General features: G+C 61.8%; 17 protein-coding genes. 8 read left to right on the top strand and 9 right to left on the bottom strand.

Features of this window, described 5'->3' with window-relative positions:
- Position 1 precedes the first annotated feature (1 nt).
- From QYQ99_RS00155 to QYQ99_RS00140, 4 genes are all read right to left on the bottom strand, one after another.
- Complete coding sequence (locus QYQ99_RS00155; RefSeq protein ID WP_302090880.1) at positions 2-1858, bottom strand: vWA domain-containing protein; 1857 nt, start codon at positions 1856-1858, stop codon at positions 2-4.
- A complete protein-coding gene (locus QYQ99_RS00150; RefSeq protein ID WP_302090879.1) occupies positions 1858-2925 on the bottom strand; it encodes an AAA family ATPase in 1068 nt (355 codons plus the stop codon). The genes QYQ99_RS00155 and QYQ99_RS00150 overlap by 1 nt, the downstream gene beginning before the upstream one ends.
- 107 nt (positions 2926-3032) lie before the next feature.
- Positions 3033-3674: a VOC family protein gene (locus QYQ99_RS00145; RefSeq protein ID WP_302090878.1), complete on the bottom strand. Its 642-nt coding sequence runs from the start codon at positions 3672-3674 to the stop codon at positions 3033-3035.
- Between the two features lie 197 nt (positions 3675-3871).
- The gene (locus tag QYQ99_RS00140) at positions 3872-4822 is read right to left on the bottom strand and encodes a LysR family transcriptional regulator (protein WP_367882837.1); all 951 of its coding nucleotides are present in this window, start codon (positions 4820-4822) and stop codon (positions 3872-3874) included.
- A 177-nt stretch (positions 4823-4999) separates the two neighbouring features.
- Between QYQ99_RS00140 and QYQ99_RS00135 the strand changes: the two genes are divergently transcribed.
- The 5 genes from QYQ99_RS00135 (at position 5000) to QYQ99_RS00115 (ending at position 11768) form a co-directional block, all read left to right on the top strand.
- A complete protein-coding gene (locus QYQ99_RS00135; protein ID WP_302090876.1) occupies positions 5000-6343 on the top strand; it encodes a DUF3100 domain-containing protein in 1344 nt (447 codons plus the stop codon).
- A gap of 15 nt (positions 6344-6358) precedes the next feature.
- On the top strand, positions 6359-7534 hold the full coding sequence (locus QYQ99_RS00130; RefSeq protein ID WP_302090875.1) for a M20 aminoacylase family protein: 1176 nt from the start codon (positions 6359-6361) through the stop codon (positions 7532-7534).
- Between the two features lie 397 nt (positions 7535-7931).
- Positions 7932-9215: a cation:proton antiporter domain-containing protein gene (locus tag QYQ99_RS00125; RefSeq protein WP_302090874.1), complete on the top strand. Its 1284-nt coding sequence runs from the start codon at positions 7932-7934 to the stop codon at positions 9213-9215.
- Positions 9205-10365, top strand: a complete 1161-nt coding sequence (locus QYQ99_RS00120) for a YbdK family carboxylate-amine ligase (protein ID WP_302090873.1) — start codon at positions 9205-9207, stop codon at positions 10363-10365. The genes QYQ99_RS00125 and QYQ99_RS00120 overlap by 11 nt, the downstream gene beginning before the upstream one ends.
- A 173-nt stretch (positions 10366-10538) precedes the next feature.
- Positions 10539-11768: a GGDEF domain-containing protein gene (locus QYQ99_RS00115; protein WP_302090872.1), complete on the top strand. Its 1230-nt coding sequence runs from the start codon at positions 10539-10541 to the stop codon at positions 11766-11768.
- 6 nt (positions 11769-11774) lie between these two features.
- On the opposite strand, the gene QYQ99_RS00110 is transcribed toward QYQ99_RS00115, so the two are convergent.
- The 3 genes from QYQ99_RS00110 to QYQ99_RS00100 form a co-directional block, all read right to left on the bottom strand.
- Positions 11775-12089, bottom strand: a complete 315-nt coding sequence (locus QYQ99_RS00110; RefSeq protein WP_034376060.1) for a DUF2322 family protein — start codon at positions 12087-12089, stop codon at positions 11775-11777.
- A 62-nt stretch (positions 12090-12151) separates the two neighbouring features.
- Positions 12152-12904, bottom strand: a complete 753-nt coding sequence (locus tag QYQ99_RS00105) for a hypothetical protein (RefSeq protein WP_302090871.1) — start codon at positions 12902-12904, stop codon at positions 12152-12154.
- A gap of 87 nt (positions 12905-12991) precedes the next feature.
- On the bottom strand, positions 12992-13843 hold the full coding sequence (locus tag QYQ99_RS00100) for a DUF2167 domain-containing protein (protein WP_302090870.1): 852 nt from the start codon (positions 13841-13843) through the stop codon (positions 12992-12994).
- Between the two features lie 214 nt (positions 13844-14057).
- Between QYQ99_RS00100 and QYQ99_RS00095 the strand changes: the two genes are divergently transcribed.
- The 3 genes from QYQ99_RS00095 to QYQ99_RS00085 all read left to right on the top strand — a co-directional run bounded on the left by QYQ99_RS00095 (position 14058) and on the right by QYQ99_RS00085 (position 18359).
- A complete protein-coding gene (locus QYQ99_RS00095) occupies positions 14058-14897 on the top strand; it encodes an aldo/keto reductase (protein ID WP_302090869.1) in 840 nt (279 codons plus the stop codon).
- Between the two features lie 320 nt (positions 14898-15217).
- On the top strand, positions 15218-16438 hold the full coding sequence (locus QYQ99_RS00090; RefSeq protein WP_302093290.1) for an MFS transporter: 1221 nt from the start codon (positions 15218-15220) through the stop codon (positions 16436-16438).
- A gap of 166 nt (positions 16439-16604) precedes the next feature.
- Positions 16605-18359 (top strand): amidohydrolase, encoded by a 1755-nt coding sequence (locus QYQ99_RS00085; protein ID WP_367882864.1) that lies wholly within the window; start codon positions 16605-16607, stop codon positions 18357-18359.
- A 48-nt stretch (positions 18360-18407) separates the two neighbouring features.
- Here QYQ99_RS00085 and QYQ99_RS00080 read toward each other — a convergent pair whose 3' ends face one another.
- Entirely contained in the window at positions 18408-19478 is a 1071-nt protein-coding gene (locus QYQ99_RS00080) for an FUSC family protein (protein WP_302090867.1), read from the bottom strand.
- A 115-nt stretch (positions 19479-19593) separates the two neighbouring features.
- Positions 19594-20979 (bottom strand): APC family permease, encoded by a 1386-nt coding sequence (locus QYQ99_RS00075; RefSeq protein WP_302090866.1) that lies wholly within the window; start codon positions 20977-20979, stop codon positions 19594-19596.
- Between the last annotated feature and the right edge of the window lie 144 nt (positions 20980-21123).

Below are 21123 nucleotides of genomic sequence, written 5' to 3'. Positions count from 1 at the left end.
CTCAGCCCATCACAAATATGGGCGCAGCTGTGCGAAACGGCAGCCTGCGGCCCGCAGGCAGCAGATAGGCATGCTCGCGCGGCACGCGCAGCTGGTCGCATTGGCCATCGGTGATGATGAGGATGGGGCCGTCCTTGGGAAAGTCGTCGGCCTGGAGCAGCAGATCCACGCCCGGTTGCAGCACGGTACCGCCACGGCCTTTGAGGGCGATGCGCTGGGCAATGTCGGCGGCTGGCAGATAGCCCAGGTCGTAGGCGGCAGCGTCGCAGCAGATCAAGCGCGCAGCGGGCACATCCTTGGCGTCGGCGTAGCTTGCGATGGTGCCCAGCGCCTTGGCCAGCACATGGCGCTCCATGGAGCCCGAGGTGTCCAGCAGTACGCCGAAGGTGCGCCCTTCCAGCCAGCGGCTGTCGGCTTGAATACGAGGCCTGGGAATATCGGGCGTAGCGCTTTGACGGCGGCTGATGCGGGCATAGCTGCGCCGCGTCTCTATGGGCGGAAAGTGGTGATCGAACCAGCGTGCCAGCTCCACCTGCCAGTCAATCGGCGGCTGCAGCAGAGCGCGGATTTCCTCGATCAATCCCGCGGGCAGCAGCCCGCGTGCGCTTTGCTCATGGCGCAGCAGGCCTTTGCCCAACTGGGTGCGGCAGAACTCGTCGATATCGGTGTAGTCGCCCGCGTTGCGCTGAACTCGCACATTACGCTCCAGCATGTCGCCCTGGCCACCGGCCAGGGTGCGCAGCTTGCGCATGCGGCGCAGATCGCCCGCGATGCGGTCGTAGATCTCTTCCGCGCTGAGCCCGCGCAGCTCCGGGTCGTAGAGCAGACCGATGTCAGGCGGCTGGCCCACGTCCATCTGGATCAGCCAGTCGTTGATGACGAAGTCGCAGGCCACATTCCACAGAAACGGCTCGCGCCCGCGCCGGCGCGGCAGATGGCGCAGGGCGACATGCAGGACTTCGTGGGCAATGACAAAACGCAGCTCCAGCTCGGACAGGTGCGGGCCGGGGTTGATGTAGATGGTGCGCAGCATCTCGTCGACGGCGGCGACGGAGATGTCCTCGCGCTCGCAGATGCTGGCGTCCTCGATGATGTCAAACGCCGCGACCATGCTGCCCAGCAGCGGAAAGCTGTCCATGAACCAGTGGCGTGCGAGGTCCAGCGCGCTGCTGGCAGCGCGGCTCTGGCCAAACTCGCGGCGCACGCCCGCCGCCATTTCCACGGACTGGGTCACAGAGCGGGCCAGGCCCGCAGCAAACATTTCGGGCCAGTTGCCGTACCTGCGCCAGTAGGGCTGCGGCTTGCTGGTGGAGGAGGCGGGCTCTGGCCATTGCTCCGGCAGGGCCAGGCTGGGGTGAGCGCCGCCCTGGCCGGGACCGGCCAGGCTTAGGGCCTGCGCCCAGGAAGGTATGCCTTGTTCGCAGAACTGCACATACCACTGGGCCTCGTCGCGCTGGGGCAGTCCGTCGGGCAGTTCCATGCCTTCGGGCGGACGGCCCAGCTTGATGGTCTGGATGAAGCGGGCCGTGACCACATCGCAGGCTGCGCTCCATTGTGCCCAATGGCTGCGGTCACGCTGAAACAGCTCCAGCGCGTAGCTGAGCGTTGCCCGCCCCAGGCAATACGCCCATTCTTCGGGTTTGGCCATGCGCTTGGGGTGGATGTCGATCTGGCCGGTAAAGCGCTGGTGGTTGAGGCTGGCCTGCGCCCAGCCATGGGCAGGGCAGCATGACTGGGCGCTGCGCACAAAGCCCAGGCTGCGGCTGAGTTCGCTAAAGATGGGGTGTGCCTGCAGCATGGCCAGGCCCTGCGTATAGGCCTGGGTGGCAGGGGTGTCGCGCGTTGGGGCTTTGGCCATCAGGCTCTGGCCGCTTCGCGTGCTTCCACCAGGCGTGGCAGGTCGCGCACGATTTCAACCATATACCAGGCGGGCAAGGTCTGGCTGTCGCTTTCAGAGGTGACGATCTGCGCCATTTCCAGGCTGATCTGGGCCAGCTCCTTGAGCATAGCCTTGGAGCGGTGCACGGTTTGCTGCAACTCGCCGCCGCTTTGCTGCTTGTCGGTGGGCAGGATCTTGAGCAGACGCGCACGGAAGGCCTGAGCCAGGAAATACAGCACATCTCTATCCTGCGGCGCATGGGGCCAGTTGGCGTCGCCCTTGAAGATGGCGTCCAGGCGGTGGCGGTCGTCGGCCAGCTTGTAAAAGGCCTTGAACTGCGCTGCATGCTGGGGCGTGAGGCAGCCGCTGCTCAGGGCTTCCAGCGTGTGCGGATTCAAATCGTCGCCATAGGACAGCAGGGCGTCGCTGAGCATATGCCAGGAGCGCGGCGTGGAAAACGCCTCTTCATGCTTGGGCGGCGGGCTCCACAGATGGTCAGGGCGCTGGGCCAGATATTCGAGCACCAGCGTGTGCAACTGGGCCTGCTGTGCCCATTGCAGCCACTCGCTGGCGCTGACCTTGAGCTGCACATGAATCATGCGGTTGATCAGCGCCGAGGACATGGTGCGCACAATTGCCGAGTCCTGTGCGCGGTTGCCAGCCGCAATCACGATGGAGCCCTCGGGCAATACATACTCGCCCACGCGGCGCTCCAGAATCAGGCTGTAGAAGGCTTTTTGCACGTCCTGGCTGCAGGCGTTGAGCTCGTCCAGGAACAGGCAATAAGGCTGCTCGCGCGCAATCATGGCGGGCGGGCAGAAGCGGGTCACGCCGTCAATGATCTGCGGCACGCCCAGCAAGTCCTCGGGAGCGAGCTGGCTGCCCAGCAGGGATACGCAATCAAGTCCCACGCTTTGCGCAAAGTTCTGTACCAGCGCCGATTTGCCAATTCCGGGTGGACCCCAGATAAACACGGGGCGTACGGTGGCGACGTTGAGAAGGAATTCGCTCAGTTGCGAAGGAGTGAGAGCCAGACTGGTTTGCATGCTGCAGGCAGTCTAAAGCAGACGCCTAGCGCAATCTGCACCATGGCGTTGAAAAATCCTGGAATGATAGCTGGCAGGGCTTGGTGGGACTGGGCTTTCGGCATATTTCATTCATAGTCAAACTCTGCTTGATAGTCCTGAGGATTGATGCCTTCGGCGCGCAGCGGCTCCACCAGCCTGAAACGGGTGATCTTGGCCGATGCGGTGATATAGCCCTTGATCACGCAGTCGCAGGTCACAGGGCTTTTGGCCTCTGCCGCCAGTTGCTCAATCACCCGCGTGGTCTTGCGCCGCGCCAGCATGCGAAAGAGGGCAGGCACATGGGCTAGCAGGCGTTTGAGCAGGGCCTCGGCCTCGGGCAGCCATTCGCCTTGCTTGGGCAGATCGGGCACAAAGCCCCATTCGTCTTCGCTCAGCGGCCGCCACAGCAGGATGGAGTGGTTGTCGCCATCGCTTACGCAGGCCATTTCTTCCAGCTCTGGCGTCTTCATGGGCGCGTAGCGCGTGCTGCAGCCTCCGGCCAGCAAGGTGTCATAAGTGGTCTGCACCTTGCTGACCTGTAGGCGCAGCGACAGGCTGGATTCGACCCGGCTCACCTGCGCCAGTCGCAGCGTGGCGCTGCCGGTATCTATGTCCACATAGCCATCGCCCCTGCCTACCTCGGCAAAGCCGATCACATCACGCCACATCTTGGCGGCGCGTTCCAGATCGGTGGTAGGGACAATAAGATGGCTGATTCCAAAAAACATAGCAGGCTTCGCAGATAATTCAAGGGCTTGCCGATGGTAGGGCTCTGAAGACTTGCCTGTGTTGATCTGCCTCAAACGCGGCTGTTCTGCTCGGTCACTGCGGCTGTTGGGGCTGCCGCTGCTGCATGAGGGCTGCGGTTTGTCTCCTTTGACCGAGAGGCTGTACAAATTGCAGTATCTCGATCAATCGGCATTGACTATGCGATCTTCTGGTCGGTCTGAAACGCCTGAATGCCCTGCATGCAATACAGCAAAAAGCGGTTGGCAGCGGGCGAGAGATGTCTGCCAGTGCGGGTGATGAGCTGCATCTCCGCATCCTGAAAGGCAGGGTTGTGAATGGGAATGGCGCGCAGGCGGCCGCTTGCCAGCTCGGCCGTGACGGAGCAGGGCGGCAGCAGGGTCACGCCCTGGCCGCTGCTGACAAAGGCCAGCAGCACGCTGATGAGATTGCTGGTCAGGGCGGGGCTGAGGTGAATCTTGTCCTTGTGTTCGGCATATTCCACGAGCTGGCGAATGCCATACACGCCTTGCAGCATGGCAATAGGCCATCGACTGAGCTCTTGCAGCGAGGTCTGGTCAGCACGGGCCAGTGGGTGCTGGGAGTGGACGATGGCATGCATGGGCTGGCGCGCCGCACCGCGCGCGGTGATGTGGCTGTCGGCGGGCGGGTAGTAGACCAGGCCGATCTCGGCAGCGTCCTCGCGAATGCGGCGCATGATCTCGGTCGTGCCGTAGATTTCCAGCGAGATGCTGACGCCCGGATATTGCTGCCGAAAATTGCGTATCGGCCCGTCGATCAGCTCCTGCGCAAAGCCTTCGCCGCTGACCACGCTGACGCTGCCGCTGTGCAGTCCGCGCAGCGCATCGACCTTGGCCAGCATGTCGTGGCGGTGGGCCGTATGTTCGCGGTGATAGTCCAGCAGCAACTGGCCGGCCTCGGTGGGGACCACGCCGCTGCGATGACGCTCCAGCAGGGCAACGCCCAGCTCCTCTTCAAGCAGGCTGATCTGGCGGCTGACGGCCGAGGGCACGATGCCCAGTTTTTCGGCTGCGGCACGAACAGAGCCGCAGTAGACGGCTTCAAACAGATAGCGGGCGCGGGAGTCTTGAAAGGCGGGCATGCTGCGATTGTCGTCGCCAAATTGCATCTGTATTCATACGTATGTTCACTTTTTTAGAACAGAAAAAGAATGCGTATGCAATAAATGCATTGTTATATTCAGCGCCCGCATGGGTGAGCGCCAGCTTGGGCTGGTCGTGCCCATTTTCAGGGTTCAAAGCTATTTCAGCGCGTCGGCAGCGGCCGTCGTGCGCAAGGAAAGTTGATGCGTACAGAGGTGCAGCCGGCCAAGGCCGCGTTGAATGTGGGCAGCGTGGTGCAGGTATTTGCACTGGCGCTGGTGATTGCGGCATTGTCCGAGTGGCTGGGGCCGCTGCCCATTGCGCTGGGCGTGGGCAAGGTGGTGCTGCTGCCCATGATCTGGGCGCTGCTCATCGGCCTGGTGCTGGGCCTGTTGCGCAAGCGCATGCCGGGCCCGCTGCAACTGAGCCTGTACAGCCAGAATCTGGCCGCCGCTGTGCTGTCCTGCGCGCTGTTTCTGTTCATTGCCAAGCTGGGCCTGCTGGTGGGCGGTTCGCTGCCCAAGCTGGCTGAGGTCGGCTGGGGTCTGGTGTTGCAGGAGCTGGGCAATCTGGTCGGTTGCGTGGCCCTGGGCATGCCGGTGGCCCTGCTGCTGGGCATCAAGCGCGAAGCGATCGGCGCGACGTTCTCCATCGGTCGTGAACCGGGTCTGGCCATCATCGGCGAGCGCTTCGGCATGGATTCGCCCGAAGGCCGCGGCGTGCTGGCCGAGTACATCACTGGCACGCTGATCGGTGCCATCTTCATCTCGCTGCTGGCCGGCTTTGTCTCCAGCCTCAATATCTTCCACCCACTGGCCCTGGGTATGGGCGCCGGCGTGGGTTCGGGCAGCATGACGGCTGCCGCCGTGGGCGCGATCGCTGCCCAGCATCCCGAAATGAGCGACCAGATCGCCACTTTTGCCGCCGCCGCCAACCTGATCGCAACGACGGTGGGCACGTATCTGACGCTGTTCATCTCGCTGCCCCTGGCCCTGCGTACCTATCAATGGCTGGAGCCGATTCTGGGCCGCAAGCGCAAGCAGGCCTTGGTGCAGCAGGCCGTGGATCTGTCGGCAGCCAAGGACGAAGAGCAGGCACCGGTGCCAGCGCTGGGTCTGGGCATGCGTTTCGCCTCCTGGCTTCTGGTCGGAGCCATGGTGCTGATCGGCAACCGCATCGGTCATGGGGTGCCCGTGATGGATGCGCTGCCCGGCGTGTTGCTCATCATTGCTGCCGTGTTTGTCGGCGATCTGATCTATGTCGGCACGCGCCGCATTCTTCCCGCCGTGTGCTGGATTTCGTTTATCGCCATGGCCATGACTTTCCCGCTGACGCCTTATGCCGCCGAAGTGGCAGCTTTGACGGGCAAGGTCAATTTCTTGGCCATGATCACGCCCATGCTCACGTTCGCGGGCCTGTCGCTGGCCAAGGACATCCCGGCCTTCCGTCGCCTGGGCTGGCGCATCGTCGTGGTTTCTCTGCTGGCCAATGCCGGCGTGTTCCTGGCCGCGACCCTGATCGCCCAGACCTTTGTCCACACGCTGTAAAAACGGAGCAAGACCATGATGAACACCATCAAATGGCCCGGTCAGCAGGAGCTGCAAGCCTGGCGTCATGACTTTCATCGTCACCCGGAAACTGCTTTTCAGGAGCACCGAACCAGCGCACGCGTGGCCGAGCTGCTCAAAAGTTTTGGTCTGGAAGTGCACACCGGCCTGGCCGGTACGGGGGTGGTTGCCGTGCTCAAGGGCAACCTGGGCGCGGGTCCCTCCATCGGCCTGCGCGCCGATATGGATGCGCTGAATGTGACGGAGCTCAATCAGTGCGAGCATGCGTCCACGCACGCTGGCCGTATGCATGCCTGTGGCCATGACGGCCATACCAGCATGCTGCTGGGGGCGGCCCAGGCTTTGGCCTCGGCACCCGATTTTTCGGGGACCGTGCATTTCATCTTCCAGCCCGCCGAGGAAAACGAAGGTGGCGCGCGCGCCATGATAGAGGGCGGGCTGTTCCAGCGCTTCCCGATGGATGCGGTCTACAGCATGCACAACTGGCCAGGCCTGCCCGTGGGTACGGCGGCGGTGCATTCCACGGCCGTGATGGCGGCCTTTGACATCTTCGATCTGACGCTGACCGGCAAGGGCTGCCATGCCGCCATGCCGCATCTGGGCAAAGACGCACTGCTGGCGGCCTGCCAACTGGTGACACAGTTGCCCGCGCTGATTGCGCGCGAGCAAGAGGTGCACAAGCCGGCCGTGCTGAGCGTGACCAGCTTCAACGCCGGCGATACTTATAACGTGATGCCCGAAGTCATCAAGCTGCGCGGCACTGTGCGCTGCTTCGACATGCCTCAGCGCGCGCGCATCGAGCAACGTTTTCGCGATGCGATTGCCGCGACCTGCGCGCTGCACGGCCTGGAGGCCCATCTCGACTACCGCGTCAGCTACCCTGCAACCATCAACAACCCCCGGCACGCCGAAGTCTGCGCCGAGGTGCTGACCGGCGTGCTGGGCGAAGGCAAGGTGCGCCGGGACATGGTGCCCAGCATGGCCTCGGAAGACTTTGCCTTCATGGCGCAGGAATGCCCGGGTGTCTATATCTGGCTGGGAAATGGCGAGGACAGCGCTTCTCTGCACAACCCCAAGTACGACTTTAACGACGCCAATCTGCCGCTGGGCATGCGTTACTGGGTGGAATTGGTGGGAGCGCTGCTGAAGGGCGGCAAGCTACCGGCCTGACAGAAGGGCTTTTCACATGAATCAATGCCGGGTCTACGCAGAGTTGAGCCCGGCATTTTTCATGCTCGGACGGTTTGCAAAACTCTAACAAGCAATGCATTCGGACACAGAAATGTCGGAAGGCTGACACCCTGTAACGTCATTCGATCTGGCACCCCTATGATGTTTGTAGCGCTCCGCGATAGTGCCTGTTGTGTTCCAAGCAGGCCACGGAGCGTGCGTGGTGACCGCCTTGATCCTCTGGAGAAGAGTTGGTCGCGCAATAGCAGGTGTTGCATTCCGGCGCATGTCCGGGCTTTCAAGCGGCGCTGACCGCATCTTTCGCAACGCTGCCTGCACCAACCCTGGTGCCGTGACTTTGTCGCACTGTACGGGTCTTGATACAGGAGGGCGCTTTATGCCATTTGGCAATCTGGAGGCGGGCATCTGGCCTGCCGGTTTTCCGCCGCTGCTGAGTTGGTGCGTTCTCGTAGCGGCCGCAGCCTTGCTTGGCCATATGGTTTACCGTTTTTCCGGCTATCCGCGCATGCTGGGCTACACCCTGGTCGGCCTCGTGGCCGGCTGGGTGGGGTTTGGCGATCTGCCCTGGCCGTTGCAGGGCAGCACGGCTTTGCTGCTGGAGGTGGCCGTAGGCGTCAGCCTGCTGCTGGCGGCCTCCCAGGTCTCCTTGCCCTGGCTGCTGCGCCAGCCCTGGTTGCTGCTGCAAAGCCTTGGCGAGTCGCTGGTCACGCTGGCCGTGGTAGCTTCGACCTTGCTGGCGCTGGGCTGGGGCTGGGCCGTGGCGCTGGCCGTTGGTGTGATTTCCATGGCGGCCTCGCCAGCCGTGCTGCTGCGTATTGCCGATGATCTGCGTGCCAGCGGTGCGGTGACCGATCGCAGCCTGCTTCTTGCCACCATCAGCACCTTGCTGGCGCTGCTGGGGGCGCTGGTTCTGACGGTGGTGTTTGTGCCGGTCGCCCAAGCGGCGGGCGGTGGCCTGCAATTCTCGACGGCGGGCCTTGGACGCTTGCTGCTGAGCTTGCTTCTGACTCTGTTCTGGGCCTTGCTGGTCACGGTTGCCTTCTGGCCGGTGCTGCGCTGGCAGTCATCGCGTAGCGACACCACGGCCCTGTATCTGCTGGCGGCCATGGCTGCGGTTTGTTTGCTGGCCGAACAATGGGGCGGCTCGGCCGCGCTCGGCTTCGTGGTCGCTGGGCTGATGTTGCGCAATTTCAGCCCCATGCCCCTGGTCTGGCCCCAGGCCTTTCAGGCTGCCCATGCCATGCTCAATCTGCTGATGTTCGTGCTGGTGGCCAGCATGGCCTCTCAGGTGAACCTGTCTTGGGCCATGGTTTCGGTGGTGGCCAGCGTCGTCCTGGCAAGAATTCTGGGGAAGTTCGGCTCCATCTTGCTGCTGGGCCTGGGGACCGGCATAGGCTGGCGCAGGCAGTGGCCTGTGGCTTGCGGGCAATTGGCTTTGTCGGGCCTGGCTTTGCTGATGCTGTCCGGTATCGCACTGCAATGGACCGCCTTCAACGCCAGCGTGGCCCAGCAGGTGGCGGCCATTGCCCTGCCGGTGATTGTGGTGTGCGAGGTACTGGGAGTGCTGCTGGCCGCCACCGCCCTTTGGCGCAGCGGCGATGCCCATCGCGGTGTGGGCCGAGCGGCCTTGCAAAGAGGAGGCAAGCGCCATGACGCATGAGATAGAACAAAGTCAGCCGGCTGCGTCAGAGAGCGGCGGTCTGGGCGAATTCGCGCCATCGCAGGCTTTGACGCTGGGCGTGGAGCTGGAGTTGCAGCTGCTCAACACCCATCACTACGATATGACGCCATATGCGCCCGATATGCTGGCTCTGCTCAAGAATGCCAAGGTGCCGGGCTCCATCGTGCCGGAGGTGACCTCCAGCATGATCGAGATCTCGACTGGCATCTGTCAGGATGCACAGGACGCCTATGAGCAGCTGGCGGTTACGCGCGATGCCCTGGTCAAGGCGGCCGACCGACTCAATATCGCGCTGGCCGGTGGCGGCACGCACCCGTTCCAGCAATGGCACCAGCAACGCATTTACGACAAGCCGCGCTTCAAGGAGCTGACGGCGTTGTACGGCTATCTGACCAAGCAGTTCACCATCTTCGGTCAGCATGTGCATGTGGGCTGTCCCAGTGCCGACGAGGCGTTGATGATGCTTCACCGGCTTTCGCGCTATATCCCGCATTTCATTGCGCTGTCGGCGTCCAGCCCTTTTGTGCAGGGCCAGGACACGGCGTTTGACTCCGCGCGCCTCAACTCGGTGTTCGCATTTCCGCTCTCGGGTCGTGCGCCGTTTTCCCTGCATTGGGAGGACTTCGAGCGCTACTTCGCCAAGATGGCGGCCACGGGCGTGATTCACAGCATGAAGGATTTTTACTGGGATATCCGTCCCAAGCCCGAGTTCGGCACCGTGGAGGTGCGCGTCTTCGACACGCCGCTGTCCATCCATCGCGCTGCGCAGCTAGCGGCCTATGTGCAGGCGCTGGGTGCCTGGTTCCTCAGCGAGCAGCCCTTTGAGCCCAGTGAGGACGACTATCTGGTCTATACCTATAACCGGTTTCAGGCCTGTCGCTTCGGGCTGGACGGCACTTATGTGGACCCAGCGAGCAGCGAGCAGCTTTCGCTGCGCGAGCATATAGGGCAGACCCTGCAGCGCATCACCAGCCATGCACCGGCATCAGGCAAGAGCGCGCTGCAGGAGCTGGCCCTGGTGCTGCAGCGCGGCAACGATGCGAGCTGGCTGCGTGAGAGCTATGCCCAGGTGCAGCAATTGCCCGAGGTGGTGCGCCAGGCATCGCTCAGGTTTTCCGGCCGGCCCTGATCGGTTTTGACATCTTGGGCCGGCATAACACGTTAAAGTTGCAAATATTTACGTGTGCGGATTGACCAGCTTGAACAAAGCATGTGCCAGTCCGGCTTTGTCGATCTGCAGCTCTGGCGGTTTTCATGGTCTGAGCCATGTAGCACCTGTCTTTACCGGATATGAGCGATTTCATGGTTGCGACCGTCATCCTGGGCATGCTCTGCGTGCATCTGCTGTGTTTTTGCGTGCTGTTCATGCTGATCAGCCGCCGGTTGCCCGGCAGGAAAATGGGCATGGAGGTCTTTGCACTGGGCAATCTGCTGCTGGGTTGTGCCTATGTGCTGCAGCTGCTGGGCGGTAAGCCGGGTTGGAGCGCGATGAGTGTCGTCAATCACACGCTGACTCTGTGTGCTCCGGTGGTCTATGCACTGGGCGCGATGCGCTTCTTCAATCGTCCCACTCCGGTGTGGCGGCCACTGCTGATTCTGGCGCTGACCTATAGCGCGGCGCAGGTGCTGGTGCATTCGACACTGGGTCTGGAGGCGCGCCAGGCCATGCTGGCCGGGGCCTGTGCCTTGCTGTTTCTGGGGATGACGGTCACCTTGCTGCGGGGCATGCGCAGCTTTGCCAGGAACATGGTCGTGGAGATGGTGGTCTTTGCCATTCTGATCGGCGGCATCTGCACTCTCAATGCCATGAAGTTCGTGCTGATCCTGCAAGGCGGCTTGCAGGCCCTGGACATGAATAGCCGTTTTCAGATGGTGTTCTATATTTATATGTCCTTCCTCGGCACGGTGATCCCGCCAGGCGCCGTCTGGCTGGTGTTGCGACGACTTACCGACGAACTCGGCAGCATGGCCGCACAGGATCCGCTGACCAAGCTGCTCAATCGGCGGGGCCTGCTCAACGGGCTGGAGGCGCATTTCGCGGCTGCTAAGGGAGTGTCCGTCCACCTGTTGATCGTGGATATTGACCATTTCAAGCGCATCAACGACAACTACGGGCACCAGTTCGGCGACATTGTGCTGTGTCGGGTGGCGGAAGTGATTCGGCAGAGCACGCGCAGAAGCGACCTGAAATGCCGTTTGGGCGGTGAGGAGTTCGTGGTTCTCTGCCCGGGGCTGCAGGGAGATGAAGCTCCGCAATTGGCCGAAAGAATACGTGCGGCGATTGCCGAGATCGCGATACCGGGCATCAGCCTGCATGGCTGTGTCACTTGCACGGCAACGATTGGCGTTTCCCATCCCTTCGTCGCTTCGCATGCATTTGACGTCGCGCTGCAGCAGGCCGATGCGGCGCTTTATCGAGGCAAACGCGCGGGGCGCAATCGTGTTCAGTGCGTGGGCCCCGAAGACCTCTGGCCGCAGGCAGCGCAAGGCCCGGCAGCAAGATCAGGCCCCTCCATCAGAGAAAGGACTTGAAGGCGCTCAGGCTGCAATCACCGTTACGGCATAGCCCTTGCCGCTGGCAATCACATCCAGCAGTCGATCGATATTGGGATGCGCACCGGGGCGTGCCTTGGCGTCTTCGGTGTGCTCGGCAAACAGCTGCAGGCCTTCTTCGGCAGCAGCCACGTTGATGCTGCCATGTTTGGCATAGAGCGCGTTGTAGACGGTGACCGAGCCAGCTTTGCCGGGAGCATTCGGAATGCTTGCGGCCAGCTTGCCGTCGGAGTCGATCAGCTGCAGCTCGGAGATATGGGCAATGGAAGGAAGTTGCTTGAGGTTGTCGGCAAAGGCCATGGTGTGCTCGCGATGGTCGCTGTGATGGAAGCCGCTATTGTGGGGGCAGCCTGAGGGCCTGTTCAGCTTCCAGCGCTGTTTTGCTCCAGCACCCGCAGTGCCTGCTGCATCTGCGCAAGCGTTGGCGCATATTCGGGCAGTTCGGCAATTTCATCCATTTCGCGCTGCATCAGCTGTTGCACCTGTGCTGCCAGGTCTTGCCACTGAGAGACGCTCATGAGGGTCTGGGCCGTCTGCAGCAAGTCGGCTTGTATTTCATATGACAGCGAGAGCTTGCGCACGACATTGAGGGCAAATGGGGGGCACAGCAGAATTTGAAATGCCGTCGAGAGCGCGAAGTCCAGGTCGCAGCGGCCCTGTCTGCCATGGCGCAGGGCCAGCCAGCCCAGCCAGGCCGTGCTCAGATAGATGAGTGCCAGTGCAGTCAGCTGCATCAGCTCGGAATGAAGCACCAGCAAGGCGGCGGGAAGACCGAGAAACAGTAGCGCGGCCAGCAGATACAGCGGCAGCGCAAACGCTTTGAAGCTGCGGGCATGTGCCTCCACTGCCGTGGAAAATTTCGCATCACCGGGCAGATGAATCCGTGTGGCGCTCCAGCGCTGCCGGTACACGGGCCGGTGAAGCGCAAAAACAGGTAGCCATAGCAGGCGGTTCTGACGCAGCTCGAAGCCCCGGCTGGCCAACTGTGCCCGCCACCCCGAGCGTAGCGGGCGCAGCAAACCCTCTTCGGGCTTGAGCAGCAAGGCCGCGTCATAAAGATAGAACAGGACGATGGCCAGAACTACCTGCAGCTGCGTGGAGATCGTGAAATACAAGACTGCTTTCGGTACAAGACAAACCCCGCGATCTTAGCGATGCGCGGGGCGGGGTTACAGGGGGTAGCCGCAGCTGATTGAATGCTGCTATTCAGCGGCTTTCTTGCGGCCCAATAATTTGCCTATGCCTGCGAACAGCGCGACCGCTGCGGCGGCGATGATCTTCCAGCCTGCAGCCAGAAAGCCTGCAATCGCACCCCACAGGCCTTTCTTGGTGGCAACCGCGGCCGCACCGCCGAGTACCAGTGCGCCCAGGCCAATGGCGGCGACCTTGTCGCCGTTCTTGAATTCGGCATAGGTCTGGCCGCTGTTGTAGTCGAAGCCGGCGAGCACCTTCTTGAACTCATCGGTGTTCTGGGCCAGCGTGGCGGTGTCGGAGACCAGGGTCGCCGTCATCACGCCGCTGCGGCCCAGAATGCGCGAGGTGTAGTTGACGTTTTTTTCACCCGTTTCACCCCGCAGACGCAGGCCCCATTCCAGTCGCTTGGTGGTAGTGTCGTAATGAGGCGGCACCTGCCAGCCATCGGTGTACAGCGCTTCAAGGCCGAGTTTCTTGCGCTGTTCGTTGCCGGCCTTGTCGCCTGCCTGCATGGATTTGAGCAAGTCGTCGGCATCGATCTTTTCGTCGTCCTTCACATAGCCGGTGTCTTCATACGAGAACACGGCAAACCAGTCCAGCGATTTCGGGGCTATCAAAAAGTGATCGCTGCTGGGCGGATTGCCAAATGCCTGCAGCAGCTTGGACGTGTCGGCCTGTCCGAGAAAGGCATAGCCCGATGGAATCTTGACGCTGGCCTTGTCGGCGATTTCTCCCTTCCCACTTTCCTGCCAGTGCAGGGCCTTGATTTCAGGAGGTAACTCCTCAGTGGCGTCAGCCTTGGCCCATACGCCCAGAGAAAGTGACAGGCCTAGAACGGCGGCCGCGATGGACTTGAACATTCAATGAACTCCCGTGTTATGAATTTATTGAGGAAAGCTATTAGTAATAGCGAACTTGATTTCACATACGCATTCGAATCATCGTCGTTGATTCGTAAGCGAAGCATAACGTGGCTCAAACTGAGCTGACAAAAGTAGCAGGATTGATAGCGCAAAGCGTCATTAATATCGGACAAACAGCATGTTTTAAAGAATTTTCTTGGGGATCGGTCATATGCACAGTGCCATATCTTTCTTGCAGGGGCATGCCAATCTGGGCATGGGCAGCTGGCATCTTGGCCAGGGTCGGCGTAGCTGGGGCGAGGAGAAAGCGGCCTTGCTCACCGGATTGCAGCTGGGCCTGAGCGTGATCGACACCGCCGAGATGTATGGCGATGGCCTTTCGGAGGAACTGATTGGCGAGGTCCTGCGTGACTGGACGCAAAGTCGGCCCCGGCCTTTTCTGGTCAGCAAGGTGCTGCCCATGCATGCCAGCCGCCAGGGAGTGACGCGCGCGTTCGAGGCCAGTGCCTACAAGCTGGGAGTGGACTGTATCGACCTCTATTTGCTGCACTGGCGCGGCAATACGCCGCTGGCCGAGACTGTAGCCGGGTTCGAGGACCTGAAGATGCAGGGCAGGATTCGCCATTGGGGCGTCTCTAATTTCGACACCGACGATATGCAGGAGCTGTGGCAAGTTCCGGGTGGTCGCAACTGCATGGTCAATCAGGTGCTCTACAACGTTTTCAGCCGCGGCATCGAATATGACTTGCTGCCCTGGTGCCAGAACAACGGCGTGACCGTGATGGCGTACTGCCCGCTTGGACATGGTGAGCTGATCGAGCAGGGTTTGCTGGCCGAAATCGGTGGTCGCCATGGTGTCAGCGCCAGTGTGGTGGCTCTGGCATGGGCTCTGCGCAGCGGCCATGTGCTGCCAATTCCCGAGAGCGGCTCGGCAGACCATATCCGAGACAACGTCTGCGCACTGCAGCTCAGGCTTAGTGCGGAGGAGCTGGCACTGATTGATGCTGTATCGCCCCCGCCGCGCTTCAAGCAGCCGCTGGACATTCTTTGAGCAAGGAGAGCGTCAGCGTCGGTGGAGATGGCGTTGCTGGCGGCGGTCCCTGCCCGTGCCGGCACCCAGACCAATGCCCGTCGCTCCCATTCCTGCTCCCGGATCGCTGGTGCCTGCGTCACCACGGCCACCAGCACTCTGACCTTCGCCGGCTTTGCAGATCACTCCGGCCCCCCAAGGCTCGGCCGTGTTCTTGCTCGGACCGGGCTAAGCGCTGCCTTTGTTGACAGTGCTTGCGAGCCCGCTTGTCGATCGGCCTCATGTTTTGTCATATGCTAGATAGTTGACATATCACCTAGCTGAGAAAAAGAGACAACGTGGTGGAGCCTGTGACTAGCCGGGGTCTGAACCCCTCATGGATTATCGTCGCGGCGGGCGTCAGTGCTTCGCTGCATGTGGGCAAGCTGCCGCCCGCCGTACCCCTGTTGCAGCAGCAACTGGGCATGTCTCTGGTGCAGGCTGGATTCTTGCTTTCCACCGTCCAGGTGGCGGGCATGGTGCTGGGCCTGGTGGTGGGCCTGGGGGCAGACAAATGGGGGCTGCGTCGCAGCCTGCTGACGGGGCTGATGATGATGGCACTGTCCAGCATGGTGGGGGCCGCGGCCACAGACTTCATCTGGCTGCTGGCGCTGCGTGCTCTAGAAGGTCTGGGATTCTTGCTGGTTGCCATGCCTGCTCCAGGGCTGATTCGTCGCAGCGTCAATCCGTCAGAACTGGGGGCGCGCATGGGCTGGTGGGGCTCTTATATGCCCATTGGAAGTGCCATGGGCTTGCTGCTTGGACCCTGGGTGCTGCAGGCGACCAGTTGGCAGACCTGGTGGCTTGCACTGGGCTGTACCTCCGCCTTGGCGGCCTATGCCGTCTGGCGCATGGTGCCTGCGGATGCTGCTGCAACTGCAGCCGTCGCAGCCACTGCCGATGAGGGATGGCGTCCGCGTCTGGCGCTCACATTGCGCAGCCCCGGTCCCTGGCTGGTGTCACTGGGCTTTATGGTGTATTCGGGTCAGTGGATGGGCATTGTCGGTTTTCTGCCCACGCTTTATTCGGAAGCAGGACTCAGTGCCAAGCTGGCAGGCCTGCTGACGGCCGTGGTCGCCGCCAGCAATATGCTGGGCAATGTGGCGGCAGGCAGGTTGTTGCACTGCGGCTGGAGTCCTGCGCGCTGCCTGCAGACCGGCTATGTGCTGATGGGCCTGACGGCGCTGCTGGCCTATGTGCAGATCGGGGGCGAGCCGCTGGCTCCTCTGTGGCTGCGGTTTGTGGCCGTGGCGCTGTTCTCGGCGACGGGCGGCCTGATACCGGCGACCCTGTTCACAACGGCCATGCATCTGGCGCCCAGCCAGGCCACGGTGTCCACCACCGTGGGTTTCATGCAGCAATGGTCTTGCGTGGGGCAGTTCGCGGGTCCGCCGCTGGTGGCGGCCGTGGCCATGCAGATGGGCGGCTGGCAGTTCACGTGGATGGTGACGGGTAGCATGTGCGTGCTGGGCTGGCTGCTGGCGCTGGGAGTGGGGCGTTGCTGGAGCAGCTTTCGGGCCTGAGATTGGTGAGTGATGCTCTGTATTTGTGAGCTTACAGTTCTTGATGGGTAAGTGCTGTAGCTCGAATTGATGCATTGTTTTGAGCTGGCGCAGAGGGCTCGAGGTCCCGCTCAAGCACAATTAGAGTTCGAACTGCGGTTACGCTGCAGTCTTGTGGAGGTTCATGATGCAAAAGCGCCAGTTTCTCGCCACCGCAGCTTCGCTGACGGCATTGTCATCAACGTCTTGGCTCGCGGGCTGTACTTCGCGTCCTACCAAGACGGTGGTCAAGCCCGCCGAGCTGATCTATTACGGCGGCCCGATTCTCACCATGAATGACGCACAGCCTCAGGTGGAGGCCGTAGCCGTTAGCGCCGGGGTGATTACCGCCATCGGCTCGGCTCAGGAGTTGGAGGCCTTGCGCGGTCCGGCCACGCGCATGGCGGACTTGCAGGGGCGCACGCTGATTCCGGGTTTTGTGGACCCGCACAGCCATATCGGCGGCGTGGGGCTGCAGGCCATTTCGGCCAATCTGCTGCCTCCGCCCGACGGAGGCAACGCCTCTATCGCCGACTTGCAGCAGACGCTGCGTGAATACATCAAGACTTCGCCCGAGGTCAAACAGCTGGGTATCGTGCTCGGCTTTGGTTATGACGATTCCCAGCTTCAGGAGCGGCGCCACCCTACACGGGATGACCTCGATGCCGTCTCCCGGGATCTGCCGATTGCCGTGATTCACCAGTCCGGGCACTTCGGTGCACTCAATTCGGCAGCTTTGGCCCGTGCCGGCATTGGTCCGGGCACCCCCAACCCCGAGGGCGGAGTGATTCGTCGCCGTGCTGGCAGCCAGGTACCCAATGGGGTGCTGGAGGAGAACGCCTTCTTTGACAGTCTGAGCAGGGTCATGCCCGATCTCACGCTGGAGCAATCCATGGACTGGCTGGAGAAAGCCCAGCAGCTTTATCTGGAGTTCGGCTACACCACGGTGCAGGACGGTCGCTCCAACGTAGGCTCGATCGCCGTGGACATGGCGGCTGCCGAGGCGCGTCGGTTGGTCATCGACGTGGTGTCCTATCCCGACATACTGCAACTGGGTGATGGCGCGCTGGCTCACAAGCTCAAGTTCAGCCGTAGCTATACCAATCGCTTCCGCATTGGCGGTGTCAAGCTCACGCTTGATGGCTCGCCCCAGGGCAAGACGGCCTGGCTGACCGAGCCGTATCTGGTGCCGCCCGATGGCCAGAAGGCTGGCTACCGTGGCTATGGGGTGCTAAGCGATGCTAGGGTCAACGAGCAGGTGGCCAAGGCCATCCACAACGGCTGGCAGATTCTGGTGCATGGCAACGGAGATGCGGCGATTGATCAGTTCATCGCTGCCGTCCGTGCCAGCGGCCCTGTGGAACAGGCGCGTGCCGTACGTCCGGTGCTGATCCACGGTCAGACGCTGCGACGCGACCAGGTGAGTCAGCTCAAGGAGTTGGGCATTTTCCCGTCGCTGTTTCCCATGCATACCTTTTACTGGGGCGACTGGCACCATGATTCGGTGCTCGGTGATCCGCGCGCGCAGAACATCTCGCCGACAGGCTGGGTGCTGGGCGAGGGCATGGTGTTCACATCTCATCATGATGCGCCTGTGGCCCTGCCATCGTCTATGCGTGTGCTCGATGCCACGGTGAATCGCACGACGCGCTCAGGGCGTGTGCTGGGGCCGGAGCATCGCGTCTCTCCCTGGGTGGCGCTCAAGGCGCAGACCATCTGGGCGGCCTACCAGCATTTCGAGGAAGACCGCAAGGGCTCCATCGAGGTCGGCAAGCTGGCCGATCTGGTCGTGCTTTCGGACAACCCGCTGACCGTGCCGCCGCATCAGCTTTCCAATCTCCAGGTGCTGGAGACCATCAAGGAAGGGCGCACGGTTTACAAGCGCGACGGGTCAAACTTCTGATTTGAGGGCCGCTTGCGATTGATGGGTATGCGTTTGGGGGAATGTTTTTCACGCATCGCGCGAGCCGATAAGGGCGCGCAATGCACGCTCCAGTTGCTGGGCGTTTTCGTACACCAGCAGCCATTCGGGCTGAAGTAGTTCCGTCGGTGCAGGTGATGCAGGGCAGCTATCCATGGTCGCCAGTGGATCATCAGCCTTGAGCGCTACCACGGTTGGCTGGTTGGCCAGATCCAGACAGGCATGCGTCAGTCGGCGGCAGTAGTCGGCTATCGCAGCTGGCGGCGGCATCCTGGTGTGGGCAGTGGCGCGGTTCAGACTCTCGGCCAGCAGCAAAGCCGTGGCATAGACACGTACGGCATGTCGGTCATAGCGACGGGTGACAAAGGCCAGTCGCTCTGCATTGAGCCGTCCGCGCAGGGACCAGCGGCGCGAGGAATGGGCCTGGCCTACAGCTGCGCGCAGGGCGGCCAGCGATTCATGGGCCAGTGATAGCTGGCCGAGGGCGGTTTCTGCTGCATCGGCTTTCTGCTGCTGGCAGGCCTTGAGAATGAGATCCAGGCCATTGGCAAGTTGCTTGAGAAAGATCGAGGCGGCCCGGCCCATATCCTTGATGGGATTGGAGGTCAGCAGCACCTGGCTGAAGATAAGCCCGACCGCAGCACCGACCGTGACGTCCAGCAAACGGGCTCCGCCCGCCATGCTGGGGCCGAGCACCAGCACCAGAATCACCGAGACCCCGGCTTGAATCGGCACTACGGGCGCGGGGCCGATGATGGCGCCGAGCAGGATGGAGAGGAATGCGCCGAGACTCATGCGCAGCAACAGGTGCTGCTCGGGCAACTGCCACAGCAGATCGCCGATCACGATGCCCAGGGTGCACCCTATGAGCAGACTGCGTGCCTGCTTCAGATGGCTGGGCAGTCCGGGTGCGAGGCAGATCACGGCAGTGACCACGGCGAAGGCGGGCTTGGGGTGGCCCCAAAGTTGCTGGGCGATGACCCAGGCCAGCATGCTGGCCAGTGCTGCAGCAATCGCATCACGCAGGGCCAGCCTGGCCCGCGATGGAAAAGTGGTCTTGGCACGACGCCAGGCCAGCATGAACGGGGTGCTCCAGCGCAATCTCAAACTCCTTGGCATGGCGGTCGATCAGACTCTGATTCAAGGATGTTAGAGGGCACGGCGAGATTGCCCTGTGGGAAATACGCCACGCCACCCGAAAATGCAGGCCGGTGGATCAGTCCGCCGAGTCGTCGTACTGAGGCGGGGTCTTGCGAAAGCCATTGGTGATGATGGCCAGATAGACAAGGCCGATGCTGCCCCAGATGAGGCCCGAACTCAGCGAGCTGGGCTCCACTTCCAGCCACATGGCGCCTACGCTCATGAAGCCCAGCACCGGGGTGACAAGATAGCGCAGCAAGTCGCCTGGACTGTGCCAGCGGCCCTGGCGCCACATATATTCAGCCAGCACCGACAGATTGACAAAGCTGAAAGCCGTCAGCGCGCCGAAGCTGATCAGGGCGACCACATATTCCAGGCTCAGAAAGCCAGCGGTCAGTGCCACCGCGCCCACCAGCACAATGTTGTAGGAAGGCGTGAAGGACTTGGGGCTGATATGGCCGAAGAAGCGCTTGTTGATCACGCCGTCACGGCCCATTGCATGCATCAGGCGCGATACACCAGCGTGAGCCGCGATGCCCGATGCCATGACGGTGACGATGGCAAAGGACAGCACCACTGACCGGAACAGCGCGCCGCCCACCAGATAGAGGATCTCGGGCTGGGTTTCGTCTACGGCCTCGAAGTACTGAGCGGGGTTGCCGGGGAAATAGAGCTGCAGAAAATAAGTGGCCATGATGAAGATCAGGCCGGAAATCAGCGCCGTCAGAAAAATGGCCTTGGGCAAGGTGTTTCGGGTGTCGTGGGTCTCTTCGGCCAGTGAACTCAGCGAGTCAAAGCCCGTGAACGAAAAACAGAGAATGGTGGCTCCCGTAATCAGTGCGCCGATTTCGGCCTGGGAGCTCCAGAAGGGCGACAGCGTCCACAGGCCCTGGCCGCCATGTTCGGCAATCGCGCCCAGGGCATTACGGCCTGCATGCAGATCGCGCCAGACCATGCAGGTGAAGATGGCGATGATGAGCAGTTGGAAGAAGACGATCAAGCCATTGAAATGGGCGACAAAGCGAATGCCGCGCAGATTCACACAGACCATCAGCGCGGTCAGGCCGACGATCCAGACCCAGTGGTTGACCTCGGGGAACATGGATGCCAGATAGATCCTGGCCAACAAGATATTGACCATAGGCGAGAGCAGGTAGTCCAGCAACGACGACCAGCCCACCATGAAGCCCACATTGGGGTGAATGGCCTTTTGCGCATAGGTGTAGGCAGAGCCCGAAGAGGGGTAGCACCGGATCATGTGGCCGTAGCTCAGCGATGTCAGCAGCACGGCCAGCAAGGCGACAAAGTAGGAGGTGGGCACATGCTGCAGCGAATCGCGCGAGACCATGCCGAAAGTGTCCAGCAATGTCATCGGCTGGATATAGGCCAGGCCGATGATGACCACATGCCATAGCAGCAGAGTCTTTTGCAGGCGAGCGGGGGAGGTGGTCGAGGCTGCCAAGGGAGGGCGATCAGTCGGTGCAGTCATCTTCTACAAGAACAAGAGAGCCGGCACAGAACCTGCACCGGCCTGCGCGTGGCAATGTGCCGCAGAGATAAGTCCCAGCTTGGTTGCCACTGTGTTGTCAATGGTTTGGATATACGC

Source organism: Comamonas testosteroni, assembly GCF_030505195.1.
GTDB classification, from domain to species: Bacteria; Pseudomonadota; Gammaproteobacteria; order Burkholderiales; family Burkholderiaceae_C; genus Comamonas; species Comamonas testosteroni_G.
This window is presented reverse-complemented; position numbering and strand designations above follow the sequence as displayed.

Excerpts from the sequence above, each read along its gene's own strand:
- QYQ99_RS00155 (WP_302090880.1), bottom strand. The coding sequence starts at position 1,858 with ATGGCCAAAGCCCCAACGCGCGACACCCCTGCCACCCAGGCCTATACG.
- QYQ99_RS00150 (WP_302090879.1), bottom strand. The coding sequence starts at position 2,925 with ATGCAAACCAGTCTGGCTCTCACTCCTTCGCAACTGAGCGAATTCCTT.
- QYQ99_RS00145 (WP_302090878.1), bottom strand. The coding sequence starts at position 3,674 with ATGTTTTTTGGAATCAGCCATCTTATTGTCCCTACCACCGATCTGGAA.
- QYQ99_RS00140 (WP_367882837.1), bottom strand. The coding sequence starts at position 4,822 with ATGCAATTTGGCGACGACAATCGCAGCATGCCCGCCTTTCAAGACTCC.
- QYQ99_RS00135 (WP_302090876.1), top strand. The coding sequence starts at position 5,000 with ATGCGTACAGAGGTGCAGCCGGCCAAGGCCGCGTTGAATGTGGGCAGC.
- QYQ99_RS00130 (WP_302090875.1), top strand. The coding sequence starts at position 6,359 with ATGATGAACACCATCAAATGGCCCGGTCAGCAGGAGCTGCAAGCCTGG.
- QYQ99_RS00125 (WP_302090874.1), top strand. The coding sequence starts at position 7,932 with ATGCCATTTGGCAATCTGGAGGCGGGCATCTGGCCTGCCGGTTTTCCG.
- QYQ99_RS00120 (WP_302090873.1), top strand. The coding sequence starts at position 9,205 with ATGACGCATGAGATAGAACAAAGTCAGCCGGCTGCGTCAGAGAGCGGC.
- QYQ99_RS00115 (WP_302090872.1), top strand. The coding sequence starts at position 10,539 with ATGGTTGCGACCGTCATCCTGGGCATGCTCTGCGTGCATCTGCTGTGT.
- QYQ99_RS00110 (WP_034376060.1), bottom strand. The coding sequence starts at position 12,089 with ATGGCCTTTGCCGACAACCTCAAGCAACTTCCTTCCATTGCCCATATC.
- QYQ99_RS00100 (WP_302090870.1), bottom strand. The coding sequence starts at position 13,843 with ATGTTCAAGTCCATCGCGGCCGCCGTTCTAGGCCTGTCACTTTCTCTG.
- QYQ99_RS00095 (WP_302090869.1), top strand. The coding sequence starts at position 14,058 with ATGCACAGTGCCATATCTTTCTTGCAGGGGCATGCCAATCTGGGCATG.
- QYQ99_RS00085 (WP_367882864.1), top strand. The coding sequence starts at position 16,605 with ATGCAAAAGCGCCAGTTTCTCGCCACCGCAGCTTCGCTGACGGCATTG.